Origin of the sequence: Streptomyces sp. NPDC088197 (assembly GCF_044741185.1) — a bacterium.
Classification (GTDB): Bacteria; Actinomycetota; Actinomycetes; order Streptomycetales; family Streptomycetaceae; genus Actinacidiphila.
On the sequence record NZ_JBIUSD010000001.1, the window covers coordinates 980201 to 993492 of the forward strand.

At 71.5% G+C, this 13292-nt stretch carries 10 protein-coding genes; 5 read left to right on the forward strand and 5 right to left on the reverse strand.

Going from position 1 to position 13292, the window contains the following annotated elements; genetic code table 11:
* Positions 1–67: 67 nt before the first annotated feature.
* Together ACIOC1_RS04295 and ACIOC1_RS04300 are read right to left on the reverse strand one after the other, a co-directional pair.
* Positions 68–2338, reverse strand: coding sequence for a heterodisulfide reductase-related iron-sulfur binding cluster (locus tag ACIOC1_RS04295; RefSeq protein ID WP_391041594.1), 2271 nt, complete (start codon positions 2336–2338; stop codon positions 68–70).
* Positions 2339–2627: 289 nt separating this feature from the next.
* Positions 2628–3866: a nucleotide sugar dehydrogenase gene (locus ACIOC1_RS04300; protein WP_401851760.1), complete on the reverse strand. Its 1239-nt coding sequence runs from the start codon at positions 3864–3866 to the stop codon at positions 2628–2630.
* Between the two features lie 126 nt (positions 3867–3992).
* On the opposite strand from ACIOC1_RS04300, the gene ACIOC1_RS04305 reads away from it, so the two are divergent.
* The 5 genes from ACIOC1_RS04305 to ACIOC1_RS04325 all read left to right on the forward strand — a co-directional run bounded on the left by ACIOC1_RS04305 (position 3993) and on the right by ACIOC1_RS04325 (position 9365).
* A complete protein-coding gene (locus ACIOC1_RS04305; RefSeq protein WP_401851763.1) occupies positions 3993–4895 on the forward strand; it encodes an LCP family protein in 903 nt (300 codons plus the stop codon).
* Between the two features lie 170 nt (positions 4896–5065).
* Positions 5066–6943, forward strand: coding sequence for a molecular chaperone DnaK (dnaK, locus tag ACIOC1_RS04310; RefSeq protein ID WP_355346264.1), 1878 nt, complete (start codon positions 5066–5068; stop codon positions 6941–6943).
* Positions 6940–7611 carry a nucleotide exchange factor GrpE gene (grpE, locus tag ACIOC1_RS04315; RefSeq protein WP_355346261.1) on the forward strand — a complete coding sequence of 224 codons (672 nt, stop codon included), beginning with the start codon at positions 6940–6942 and terminating at the stop codon, positions 7609–7611. Before dnaK ends, grpE begins: the two co-directional genes overlap by 4 nt.
* An 81-nt stretch (positions 7612–7692) precedes the next feature.
* Positions 7693–8892, forward strand: a complete 1200-nt coding sequence (gene dnaJ, locus ACIOC1_RS04320) for a molecular chaperone DnaJ (protein ID WP_355346258.1) — start codon at positions 7693–7695, stop codon at positions 8890–8892.
* Positions 8893–8897: 5 nt separating this feature from the next.
* Positions 8898–9365 carry a heat shock protein transcriptional repressor HspR gene (locus ACIOC1_RS04325; protein ID WP_391041587.1) on the forward strand — a complete coding sequence of 156 codons (468 nt, stop codon included), beginning with the start codon at positions 8898–8900 and terminating at the stop codon, positions 9363–9365.
* Between the two features lie 106 nt (positions 9366–9471).
* Here ACIOC1_RS04325 and ACIOC1_RS04330 read toward each other — a convergent pair whose 3' ends face one another.
* The 3 genes from ACIOC1_RS04330 to ACIOC1_RS04340 all read right to left on the reverse strand — a co-directional run bounded on the left by ACIOC1_RS04330 (position 9472) and on the right by ACIOC1_RS04340 (position 13139).
* Positions 9472–11118 (reverse strand): phosphodiester glycosidase family protein, encoded by a 1647-nt coding sequence (locus ACIOC1_RS04330; protein ID WP_401851768.1) that lies wholly within the window; start codon positions 11116–11118, stop codon positions 9472–9474.
* Positions 11119–11332: 214 nt separating this feature from the next.
* Entirely contained in the window at positions 11333–11737 is a 405-nt protein-coding gene (locus ACIOC1_RS04335) for a pyridoxamine 5'-phosphate oxidase family protein (protein WP_401851771.1), read from the reverse strand.
* A gap of 127 nt (positions 11738–11864) precedes the next feature.
* Positions 11865–13139 (reverse strand): cytochrome P450, encoded by a 1275-nt coding sequence (locus ACIOC1_RS04340; RefSeq protein ID WP_401851774.1) that lies wholly within the window; start codon positions 13137–13139, stop codon positions 11865–11867.
* Between the last annotated feature and the right edge of the window lie 153 nt (positions 13140–13292).

Sequence of the window (13292 nt, forward strand, 5' to 3'; positions counted from 1 at the left end):
GCGAACCCGTCGACGGACCCCCGGGCAAACCCCTAGGGGAACCCGTAAGGGCTGGTGAGGCCCCGGATCAGGCCGTCCCGGCCGGCGCTTCCTCGCTCAGCTCGGCCGCGTCCGCCGGCGCCTTCACCGACTGGAGGAGAAGCTGCGAGACGTCCACGACCTGGAGGGCCTCCTTCGCCTGGCCGTCGTTCTTCTTGCCGTTGACGGAGTCGGAGAGCATGACCAGGCAGAACGGGCACGCGGTGGAGATGATGTCCGGGTTGAGGGAAAGCGCCTCGTCGACGCGCTCGTTGTTGACGCGCTTGCCGATCCGCTCCTCCATCCACATCCGCGCGCCGCCCGCGCCGCAGCAGAAGCCGCGCTCCTTGTGGCGGTGCATCTCCTCGTTCCGCAGACCGGGCACGGACGCGATGATCTCGCGCGGCGGTGTGTAGACCTTGTTGTGCCGCCCGAGGTAGCAGGGGTCGTGGTACGTGATCAGGCCCTCGACCGGCGTGACCGGCACCAACTTGCCCTCGTCCACGAGGTGCTGGAGGAGCTGGGTGTGGTGGACGACCTCGTACTCGCCGCCGAGCTGCGGGTACTCGTTGGCGATGGTGTTGAAGCAGTGCGGGCAGGTGGCGACGATCTTCTTCGAGGCGCGCGGCTTGCGCGTGGAGGGGTCCACCGCGCCGTCCTCGTCGAGGGACTCGCCGAAGGCCATGTTGAGCATGGCCACGTTCTCCTGGCCGAGCTGCTGGAAGAGGAATTCGTTGCCCAGGCGGCGGGCGGAGTCACCGGTGCAGTTCTCGTCGCCGCCCATGATCGCGAACTTGACGCCCGCGATGTGCAGGAGTTCGGCGAAAGCCTTGGTGGTCTTCTTCGCGCGGTCCTCCAGGGAGCCCGCGCAGCCGACCCAGTACAGGTACTCGACCTCGGTCAGGTCCTCGACGTCCTCGCCGACGACCGGCACCTCGAAGTCGACTTCCTTGACCCAGGCCAGGCGCTGCTTCTTCGGCAGGCCCCACGGGTTGCCCTTCTTCTCCAGGTTCTTGAGCATCGTGCCCGCCTCGCTCGGGAACGACGACTCGATCATCACCTGGTAGCGGCGCATGTCGACGATGTGGTCGATGTGCTCGATGTCGACCGGGCACTGCTCGACGCAGGCGCCGCAGGTGGTGCAGGACCACAGCACGTCGGGGTCGATGACCCCGTTCTCCTCCGCCGTGCCGATCAGCGGGCGCTCGGCCTCGGCGAGCGCGGCGGCGGGGACGCCCGCGAGCTGCTCGGGCGTACCGGTCTCCTCGCCCTCGGCGTTCTTGCCGCCGCCGGCCAGCAGATACGGCGCCTTGGCGTGCGCGTGGTCGCGCAGCGACATGATCAGCAGCTTGGGGGAGAGCGGCTTGCCGGTGTTCCAGGCGGGGCACTGCGACTGGCAGCGCCCGCACTCGGTGCAGGTGGAGAAGTCGAGGATGCCCTTCCAGGAGAAGTGCTCGATCTGGGAGACGCCGAACTGGTCGTCCTCGCCCGGGTCCTCGAAGTCGATGGGCTTGCCCGCGGAGACCATCGGCTGGAGCGCGCCGAGCGCGACCGGACCGTCCGCGTTCCGCTTGAACCAGATGTTGGGGAAGGCCAGGAAGCGGTGCCAGGCCACGCTCATGTTGGTGTGCAGGCCGAGCACGATCGCCCAGATCATCGTGACGCCCAGCTTGACCATGGCGACGGCGTAGACGGTGTTCTGGAGGCTGCCGGTGCTCATCTTCCGGAAGGCGGCGACCAGCGGGTACGAGACGAAGTACGCGGCCTCGTAGTGGTCGACGCCGTGCAGGGCGCCCTCCAGGCCGCGCAGCGTCAGGATCGCCAGGCCGATGATCAGAACGACGTACTCCACGAAGTACGCCTGCCAGGCCGTCGAACCGGTGAAGCGGGACTTGCGGCCGGCGCGCGAGGGCAGATTCAGCAGCCGGATCACGATCAGGGTGAGGATGCCGAGGGTGGTGAGCGCCGCGATGAACTCGGTGTACACCTCGTACGGCAGCCAGGTGCCGATCCACGGCAGGATCCAGTCGGCCTTGAAGAGCTGGCCGTACGCGTTGACGATCGTCAGGCCGAGGGTGAGGAAGCCGACCGCCACGAACCAGTGCGCGACGCCGACGACGCCCCACTTGTTCATCCGGGTGTGGCCGACGAATTCCCTGGCCAGGGTCGTGGACCTGGCCACCCAGTCGTTCGTGCGGGAGCCCGCGGGCACGGGCTGGCCGAGCGTGACGAACCGGAAGATCTGCGCGACGGCGAGGCTGATCAGGGCGACGCCGACCGCGGTGAGGACCAGCGACACGATGATCGCGGCGAGTTGCATGTGGGCTCCTCGGGCCTGCGCGGCGGTTCAGTGGGAGGGGGCCGTGGGTTCAGGATCGGGCGGGAAGGCTTCGTGCTGGGCAAGGTCGTACGGGCAACGCTTGTACAGGGTCGTACGAGTCGTGCGGGTCGTACGAGCAAGGTCCCGTACGAGTCGTACGAGCAAGGTCGTACTAAGCGGTAACTTAATCCGGTCTCCGCTGAGATTACCCGCGATCCGCGGGCGCATACAGCCGTGCAACTCGTGATCTGCGTCGCGGTGCGGCCTGTCGCGCCCTGCCGTGACCGGCTCAGAGCCGCTCCACGCTCTCACCCCGGCACCGGTTCCGCGTGTCGAAGACGTACGTCGCCGCCCGCGCGACCATCGTGTAGTCGAAGACGTCGTGGTCGGTCGCGACGACCACCACATCCGCCGCCGCGGCCTCCTCCTCGGTCAGCTCCACGCACAGCAGGTCGGCGGGGAGCCGAGCCGGGTCCGCGTACGGCTCGACCGCGCGCACCCGGGCGCCGAGCGCCGTCAGCCCGGCCGCGATGGCGAGCGCGGGCGATTCGCGAAGGTCGCCGCTGTCGCGTTTGTAAGCGAGACCCAGCAGAAGGACGCGGCTTCCCTCGACCGGCCGCTGCCTGGCGTCGAGGCCCGCCGCGATCCTGTCCACTACCTGGGTGGGCATCAGCCCGTTGATCTCCTCGGCGAGCGCCGCGAAACGCAGCAGACCGCGGGGGACCGGCAGCCGGTGACCGCCGACGCCGGGGCCGGGGTGGAAGGGCAGGAAGCCGTACGGCTTGGTGGCCGCCGCGTCGATCGCCTCGCGGATGTCGGTGCCCATCGGCCCGGTGACGGTGGCCAGTTCGTTGACCAGGGCGATGTTCACCTGGCGGAAGGCGTCCTCGATGAGCTTGGTCAGCTCGGCGGTGCGCGGCGACGAAACCGGCACCGTATTGCGCACGATTCGGGAGTAGAAGCCGTCGACGGCGAGGAGCGATCGTACGTTCACACCGGAGACGACCTTGGGGGTGTTCTCCAGCCGCCACCGGGGGTTGCCGGGGTCGGTGCGCCCGGGGCTGTAACCCAGGTGGAAGGCGCTGCCCGCGGTCAGGCCGCTGATCTCCTCCAGGACCGGCCGCAGCAGCTCCTCGGTGGTGCCGGGCACGGTCGTGGACTCCAGGACGACGGTGGCGCGCGGGCGCAGGTGCGGGGCCACGGCCCGGCCCGCGTCCACGATCGCGCCGCGGTCGGGGACGCCGTCGTGGACCGGTACGGGGACGGTGATCACGCAGACGTCGAAGTCGCGGGCGTCGGCGTAGTCCGTACTGGCCCGGTAGCGGCCGGAGGCGAGGGCCTCGGCCAGCCGCTCCGCGGGGACGTCGCCGACGCGGGAGTCCCCGGCCGTCAGCCGTTTGACCAGCTGTTCGTCGATGTCGATCCCGGTGACCGTGAAACCGGCCTCCGCCGCCCGCAGTGCCAGCGGCAGCCCGACATGGCCCTGGCCTACGACGACGACGTGCCGGCTGTCTTCGGTGGGTTCCATGACGCTTAAATTAGCTCTAATCGTGACAAGTATGGCAAAGGCGACATTAAGTTCATCGGATGTCGGGCCACCGCGCGAGCGGGCCATGACGGACGAGGCGCCACGATCACGCGGGAGGAGGCGGGCATGCGGGCCGTGCTGCGCTGGGTCGCGATCGGAGCCGGGCTCCTCCTCGTGGTGACGGCGGGTCTGGGCTGGGCGTCCTACCGGAAGTTCAGCGGCAACATCCACACCGACCGGGCCGCGGAGAAGGTGCTCGCCCGGTACGCGAAGGAGCGGCCCCGCGCGCTGGTGCCGCAGGCGCGCAACATCCTGATGCTGGGCTCCGAAAGCGGCCAGGGCGGCCAGAGCGGCCAGAGCGGCCCGAGCGGCCAGGGCGCCCCGAGCGGCAGCGGAGCCCATGGCGGCCAGAACGCCGAGCGCGGCCCGGGCTCCGGCGCGCCCCCGGGTGAGGACACCTCCGACGCCGCCGTCCTGCTGCACCTGTCCGCCGACCGCCGCCACGCCGCCGCCGTCGGCGTACCGCGCTCCCTGAAGGTCGGCGTGCCGAGCTGTCCCCGCCCGGACGGCGGTACGAGCCCGGCCGCGTACGAACCCTTCGGCCGCGCCTTCAGCGGCGGCGGGGCGGCCTGCTCGATCCGCGCCTTCGAACGGCTCAGCGGCATCCGCGTCGACCACCACATGGTGGTGGACCTCGCCGGGTTCGACCGGATCGAGGCCGCGGTCGGCGCCCACGCCGGTGAGCGCCGCCGCGAGCTGTTGCGTACGCTGACCCGTGAGGCGCGCGGGGCGGACACGCTGCGCCATCCGGCCCGGTTCTTCGGCCTGGTCGACACGGCCACCTCGTCCCTCACGGCCGATCCCGGACTCAGTACGCTGCCCGCGCTGTACGAGCTGGCGGGAAGCCTGCGCAAGGTGCCGGACGGCGCCCTCGCCTTCCGTACGCTGTCGGCCCGGCCGGCCGAGTCCGGTCCGCTGCTGGCGGCGCTGCGCGCGGACCGCCCGGTGCCTGCCTCTCCAAGCCGCTGACGCGGCACCTCGCCGCACCTCGCCGCACCCCATCCGACCTGCGAGAACATCCGCCCTGCGCACATAAAGCAGAGATAAGTTGAGTGGGGTCGACTCACGTCTGTTGACAGAAGATCCCGGGTCGTGCAGTCTTGAGTCAGTTCCACTCAAGTCAGCAGGAGGATTTCACCATGGCACGTGCGGTCGGCATCGACCTGGGCACGACTAATTCCGTCGTCAGCGTTCTCGAAGGCGGCGAGCCCACCGTCATCACCAACGCAGAGGGCGCCAGGACCACGCCGTCCGTCGTCGCCTTCGCCAAGAACGGCGAGGTGCTCGTCGGCGAGGTCGCCAAGCGCCAGGCTGTCACCAACGTCGACAGGACCGTCCGGTCGGTCAAGCGCCACATGGGCACCGACTGGAAGATCAACCTGGACGGCAAGGACTTCAACCCGCAGCAGATGAGCGCCTTCATCCTGCAGAAGCTCAAGCGGGACGCGGAGTCGTACCTGGGCGAGAAGGTCACCGACGCGGTGATCACCGTCCCCGCGTACTTCAACGACTCCGAGCGCCAGGCCACCAAGGAGGCCGGTGAGATCGCGGGCCTCAACGTGCTGCGCATCGTCAACGAGCCGACCGCCGCCGCGCTGGCCTACGGCCTCGACAAGGACGACCAGACCATCCTGGTCTTCGACCTCGGTGGCGGCACCTTCGACGTCTCGCTGCTGGAGATCGGCGACGGCGTCGTCGAGGTGAAGGCCACCAACGGTGACAACCACCTCGGTGGTGACGACTGGGACCAGCGCGTCGTCGACTACCTGGTGAAGCAGTTCCAGTCCGGCCACGGCGTGGACCTGGGCAAGGACAAGATGGCCCTCCAGCGCCTGCGCGAGGCGGCGGAGAAGGCGAAGATCGAGCTGTCCTCGTCCACCGAGACCTCGATCAACCTGCCGTACATCACGGCGTCCGCCGAGGGCCCGCTGCACCTGGACGAGAAGCTCACCCGCGCCCAGTTCCAGCAGCTCACCACCGACCTGCTGGAGCGCTGCAAGACGCCGTTCCACAACGTCATCAAGGACGCCGGGATCCAGCTCTCGGAGATCGACCACGTCGTCCTGGTCGGCGGCTCGACGCGTATGCCCGCCGTCGCGGAGCTGGTGCGCGAGCTGACCGGCGGCAAGGACGCCAACAAGGGCGTCAACCCGGACGAGGTCGTCGCCATCGGCGCGTCCCTCCAGGCCGGTGTGCTCAAGGGCGAGGTCAAGGACGTCCTGCTGCTCGACGTCACCCCGCTGTCCCTCGGTATCGAGACCAAGGGCGGCATCATGACCAAGCTGATCGAGCGCAACACGACCATCCCGACCAAGCGCTCCGAGATCTTCACCACGGCCGAGGACAACCAGCCGTCGGTCCAGATCCAGGTCTACCAGGGCGAGCGCGAGATCGCGGCGTACAACAAGAAGCTCGGCATGTTCGAGCTGACCGGCCTGCCGCCCGCCCCCCGCGGGATGCCGCAGATCGAGGTCACCTTCGACATCGACGCCAACGGCATCATGCACGTCGGCGCGAAGGACCTCGGCACCGGCAAGGAGCAGCGGATGACCGTCACCGGCGGCTCCTCGCTGCCCAAGGACGAGGTCGACCGCATGCGCCAGGAGGCCGAGCAGTACGCGGACGAGGACCACAAGCGCCGCGAGTCCGCCGAGACCCGCAACCAGGGTGAGCAGCTCGTCTACCAGACCGAGAAGTTCATCGCGGACAACAAGGACAAGCTCCCCGAGGACGTCAGGTCCGAGGTCGAGACCGCGGTCGCGGACCTCAAGGAGAAGCTGAAGAACGAGTCGACGGACGACGGCAACACCGCCGCGATCCGCGAGGCCACCGAGAAGGTCGCGGCCACCAGCCAGAAGCTGGGCCAGGCGCTGTACGCGCAGACCGACGGCGCCTCCGGCAGCGCGACCGCCGACGCCCCCTCCGACGGTCAGGCCGACGCCGCCGCGGACGACGACGTGGTCGACGCCGAGATCGTCGACGACGAGAACGCCAACAAGAGGGACGGTGCCGCGTGACGGAGGAGCCGAAGGGCTTCGAGTCGGAGCCCGACGTCCCTTCAGAGGCCGGCGAGGAGCAGCCGGACGCCGCCGCGAAGGCCGCCGGGTCCGCCGATGAGGCGGGCCCGGCGGCCCCGGCCCCGGACGGGGACGCGAAGGAGCTGACGGCCCTGCGGGCACAGCTGGACCAGGTGCGCACCGCGCTCAACGAGCGCACCGCGGACCTCCAGCGGCTCCAGGCCGAGTATCAGAACTACCGCCGCAGGGTGGAGCGGGACCGGGTCGCCGTCAAGGAGGTCGCGGTTGCCAATCTGCTCACCGAACTGCTCCCGGTGCTCGACGACATCGGCCGGGCGCGGGAACACGGCGAGCTGGTCGGCGGCTTCAAGTCGGTCGCCGAGTCGCTGGAGACGGTGGCGGCGAAGCTGGGGCTGCAACAGTTCGGCAAGGAGGGCGAGCCCTTCGACCCGCTGGTGCACGAGGCCCTGATGCACAGCTATTCGCCGGATGTCACGCAGACCACATGCGTGCAGATCCTCCAGCCCGGGTACCGCATCGGGGAGCGCAATCTGCGGCCCGCCAGGGTCGCGGTCGCCGAACCGCAGCCGGGCAGCCAGGGCAAGGACGAGTCGGCGGCGGAGAAGAAGGCCGACGAAGAGGAGACCGGTGGCCCGGACGAGGGCTGACGGCGTAGAAGTAAGTGGGCGTAGGAGTGTGCCGGTCACCGGCGGCGCGCCTGGAAGTGGTGGAGAGGAGGGACGTCGGGGATGAGCGTCAGTAGGGACCTGTTGGAGAAGGACCTGTACAAGGTCCTCGGCGTGCCCAAGGACGCCACGGACGCCGAGATCAAGAAGGCGTACCGGAAGCTCGCCCGCGAGTTCCACCCGGACGCCAACAAGGGCGACGCGAAGGCCGAGGAGCGCTTCAAGGAGATCTCCGAGGCCAACGACGTGCTGTCCGACGCCAAGCGTCGCAAGGAGTACGACGAGGGCCGCGCGCTGTTCGGGAACGGCGGCTTCCGCCCCGGTCCCGGCGCGGGCGGCGCCGGCGGCTTCAACTTCGACCTCGGCGACCTGTTCGGCGGCACGGGCGGCCAGCCCGGCGGGCAGACCACCGGCGGGCAGGGCGGCGGCTTCGGCGGCGGCCTGGGCGACGTCTTCGGCGGTCTGTTCAACCGGGGCGGCGCGGGCACGCGGGTGCAGCCGCGCCGCGGCCAGGACATCGAGTCCGAGGTGACGCTGAGCTTCACCGAGGCGGTCGACGGGGCCACGGTCCCGCTGCGGATGTCCTCGCAGGCGCCCTGCAAGGCGTGCTCCGGCACCGGCGACAAGAACGGCACGCCCCGGGTGTGCCCGACCTGCGTCGGCACCGGGCAGGTCTCGCGCGGCGGCGGTGGCGGCTTCTCGCTCACCGACCCGTGCGTGGACTGCAAGGGCCGCGGCCTGATCGCCGAGACCCCTTGCGACGTCTGCAAGGGCAGCGGGCGGGCCCGTTCCTCGCGCACCATGCAGGTCCGTATCCCGGCCGGTGTCACCGACGGGCAGCGGATCCGGCTGCGCGGCAAGGGCGCGCCCGGCGAGCGCGGCGGCCCCGGCGGCGACCTGTACGTGGTCGTGCACGTCGGAGCGCACCCGGTCTTCGGGCGCCGCGAGTCCAATCTCACGGTCACCGTGCCGGTGACCTTCGCCGAGGCGGCGCTCGGCGGCGAGATCAAGGTGCCCACCCTGGGCGGCCCGCCGGTCACCCTCAAGCTTCCGGCCGGTACGCCGAACGGCCGTACGCTGCGCGCCCGCGGCAAGGGCGCCATGCGCAAGGACGGTTCACGGGGCGATCTGCTCGTCACCATCGAGGTGGCGGTGCCGGAGAAGACCGAGGGCAAGGCGCTGGACGCGCTGGAGTCCTACCGGGAAGCGACCGCGGGGCACGACCCGCGGGCGGAGCTGTTCAAGGCCGCAAAGGGAGCGTGACCTGAATGAGCGTCGACGGAAGCGGTATGAGAGGCCCGCGCGGCCGTAATCCCTACCAACTGACCGAGGAGTCCCCGGTCTACGTCATCTCGGTGGCGGCCGAGCTGTCCGGGCTGCACCCGCAGACCCTGCGTCAGTACGACCGCCTCGGGCTGGTCTCGCCCGACCGTACCGCCGGGCGCGGCCGTCGCTACTCCACCCGTGACATCGAGCAGCTCCGCGAGGTGCAGCGGCTCTCGCAGGACGAGGGCATCAACCTCGCGGGCATCAAGCGGATCATCGAGCTGGAGAACCAGGTCGCCGCCCTCCAGGCGCGCGTGGCCGAACTCTCCGCCGCCGTCGAGGGCGCCGCCGCCGTCATCCAGCAGCGCGAGGCCGCCGTGCACGCCTCGTACCGCCGCGACCTGGTTCCCTACCAGGACGTCCAGCACACCAGCGCGCTGGTGGTCTGGCGGCCCAAGCGCGACGGCTGACGCCCGCTCACCCGTACGGCCCACGGCTCCTTACGACGGACGGTCCGTCTCCCTCACCCGAGGGAGACGGACCGTCCGTCGTCGTGCGTCCGGTCGGCGGCGCCGGTCAGTGGAGCGCGGCCGGGACGACCTGGACGGAGTCGCCCACGGCGCGCTCGCCCGTCGCGTCCGAGGGGTTGTTGGCGAGGGTGCCGTCGACGGCGAAGGTGGTGGAGCCGCCGCCGTCGAGGTTGAGGGCCTGGACGGCGCCCAGGGAGCGCATGAAGGCGGCGGCCTCCATGAGTGTGAAGCCCTCGCTGCCGCCGCCGGTCTGGCGGCCGTCGACGGTGACCAGCAGCAGGCGGCCCCGGTCGTCGATCCCGGCCAGGGTGCGGGGCTGGCGGCCGTTGGCCCAGACGTAGCCGAAGGACAGGTCGAGCGGGTCGACGACGCCCTCGGCCGCGGCGTCCACGGCGATCCGGCCGTCCTGGACGAGGGTGGGGGCGGCGCTGACGACGCTGTCGTCGGGGCCGAGGGCGAGGATCTCGCCCTCGGTGTCGCGGATGGTCGTCCCGACCGATACGCGCTCACCCGTACGGGCGTACGCGGTCAGCCAGTCGGCGGCCGAGCCGATGCCCTGGAGCACCGAGCCGTCGGCGGGGACCCGGCCGCCGCGCGCGCCGACGGACACCACGTCGCCCCGGGCGTCGAGCACGGCCTGGACACCGGTGCCGGTGGGCAGGGCGGCGCCGAAGGCGGGGGTGAACACCACCAGGTCGTCCTTCTCGTAGCAGGTGACGTCCTGCCAGGGCAGCTCGCTCGGGGTGCCGCCGGGGCGCCCGCAGTCGCGGACCGTGCCGGGCAGCCGGTTGACGCCCTGCACGGCGTAGGACGCGCCGCCCGCGCGGGCGGTGGCCGTGCTGTTCAGGTCGGCGATACGGAAGTGCCGCCCGCCGTCGGCGAGCACCAGGGCGGCGCGCGCGCCGGCCGACATCGACTCCAGCCGCCCGTCGTAGGCGCCGAGTCCCGACTGGGTGCCCTGGATGCCGCCGGCGTTGGTGATGACGAAGAAGCCGCCGTTGACGGCGACCAGGGAGCCCAGCTTCCTGGCGACCGACGACGGGGTCTCGCGGCGCGCGACGTCGCCGTCGTGGGTGCCCGCGACCGTGCCGCGGAACACGCGCGGGTCCACGGTCGCGATGTGGATGTTCTGCACGTCGGCGGGCTGGTCGGCGTCGTAGCCGGTCCACTCGACGGCGGTGAGGAAGCCCGCCGCGGTGACGGGCTGCGCGGCGGCCGTGGCGGCGGCCTGCGTGGCGTACCCGCCGATCCGTACCCGCAGGCCCATCGTGCCGTGCGGGGTGTCGCTGTAGGCGGGCCACCGGACGGTCTCGACGCGTGGCGCGAAGCCCGCCGCGCGCAGCCGCGCCGCCGTGTCGTCCGCCCACGCCCTGTCGCTCACTTCGAGCCCGGTCGGCGCGCCGGTCAGCCTGCTGGTGGCCGGCCGCTGGACGGTGACGGTCCAGGACGGCGCCGCGTCCGCGCGCCGGATCGTCCCGGTGCGGACCTGGAGGCCGGGCGCGAGGTCCCGCGTCGTCCACCGCGACGAGACGGGGTTGCGGTGGCCGGTGGCAGCCGAGGGGTCCGGCCCGTGACCGGGCACGGCGGCCTGGGCCGTCGAGTCGAGGGCGAGCGGTACGACGGCGGCGAGTACGGCGACGGCGGCCACGACGGTGCGGACGCGTACCCGCGCGGCACCCTTGGTGTGCTCCATGAAGACCCCTTCACGTACGACGGCTGACGGCTGACGACTGCGGGCGGGCGGCTTCCGCGCCCGATGAGAGCCGTCCTACGCGAAGACCCCGCCTTGTGGGGGTGAGTTCCGGGCGAACAGCCGACGAATGCCGTCATCCGCCGTACGCCGTACGGGCGTTGCGGCTGTTACGCGTGTTGTGGGCGTTACGCCGACGGCGTGCCGTGATACCCCCTCACGCGTTGCCCATCGCCCGGGTCAGGGCGATCTCGATCACGACGCGGTCCGGGTTGGGGGAGGGCGTGCGGCCGTAGCGCTCGGTGTAGCGGCGTACGGCCTCGGCGACGCGGTCCGGGTCGGCGGAGACGCTGGCCACGCCTTCGAGGGTGGCCCAGATCCGCCGCTCGACCTGGCAGACCGCGACCCGCGCGCCGCCGGGGCCCGCCGCCAGGACGTTCAGGGCCTTGGTGCTCCTGCCGTTGGCGATGACGCGGGCGAGCCCCGCCTCGGGGTCGTACGTGACGCCGACCGGGACGACGTGCGGGGAGCCGTCGGGGCGCGGGGTGGTGAGGGTGCACAGGTGCCGCTCGCGCCAGAAGGCGAGGTAACCGGGTGCGGGGGAGCGGGGATCGGATGCCATGGACGGGACGGTACGCGGAGGCGCGCGGGCGGGTGCGCAGGGGGCGGCCGCGGGCTCGTACGGGCCGGCCTCCGGCTCGTACGGGTCAGGAGCGGGCTCGTACGGGTCAGGCCCGGGCTCGCACAGGTCAGGTCAGGCGGACCGGGAGCGCGGCGGTGCTGTTGCCCACGAAGCCCGGCAGCGGCGGGAGTTCGGCGTCGGGGACGGCGAGGGCGAGGCCGGGGTACGCGGCGTACAGGCCGCGCAGGGCGATCACCGCTTCGAGGCGGGCCAACGGCGCGCCCAGGCAGTAGTGGCTGCCGTGGCCGAAGGCGAGGTGCCGGTTGGCGGGGCGGGTGATGTCGAAGCGGTCGGCGTCGGGGCCGTACTCGCGCGGGTCGCGTCCGGCGGCGGCGTATCCGGCGAGGACGGCTGTACCACGCGGCACAGAGGTGCCGTCAACCACCAGATCGGTGATCGGGTAGCGGAACGGGAAATTCGCCACCGGGCCGTCCCAGCGCAGCGTCTCCTCGACCACCGCGTCCCAGGACACCTCGCCCGCCAGCACGAGCGCGAGCTGGTCGGGGTGGCCGCACAGGGCGCGTACCGCGTTGACGATCAGATTGAGGGTCGTCTCGTGCCCGGCGACGATCATCAGCAGCAGGGTGCCGGTCAGCTCGGCGTCACTGAGGCGCCCGCCGGAGGCAGCGCGGGAGCCGTCGCGGGAGCCGCCCGAGCCGTCGCCGGAGCCGTCACCGCTCTCCTCGCCGCGCGCCGCGATCAGCGCGCTCGTCAGGTCGTCGCCGGGTGCCGCGCGCCGCTCCGCGACGACCTGGCCGAGGATCGCGTACGTCTCGCGCTGCGCGGCCATCGCGTCGGCCGCGGAGCTGCTGGTGCTGACGATCAGGCGGCTGAGGGCGTGCAGCCGGTCCCGGTGGGCGGGGGCGATGCCCAGCAGCTCGCAGATCACGCCCATCGGCAGCGGATAGGCGTAGCACTCGCGCAGGTCGACCACGCCGTCGGCGTCCGCGCGGCCGGGGAGCGCGGCCAGCAGCTCGGCGGCCTGGGCCTCGATCCGCGGGCGCATCGCGGCCACCCGGCGCGGGGTGAACGCCTTGGTGGCCAGGCCGCGCAGCCGCCTGTGGTCGTCGCCGTCCGCCGTCGTCATGCCGTTGACCAGCGCGAAGGCGTTGAGCTGCCACTGTTCGGGGACCTCGCCCCGCTGGAGGGCGGCGAAGTGCGCGGCGTTCTTGGCCACCTTGGGGTCGGCCAAGAAATCGCGCAGCTCCTGGTAACGGGAGACGATCATCCCGGGGACGCCGTCCGGCAGTGTCACGGGGCAGACGGCCCCCGCCTCGCGCAGTGCGGCGGCGTCCGCGTGCAGCGCGGCGCCGGTCGGGTCCATGGAGTGCGCGTCGCTCATGGGAGTCCTCACGGACGGCGGGTATGGAGGAGTCAAGCGGACATGCGGCCGTACGGACAAGCGCAGATGCGGCCAAAACGGCTGGAGCGGACCCCAACTCCGCTGCCTTCCAGCGGAGTTGAAGCAGGCATTGTCGCACCGCCGCCGGGATTT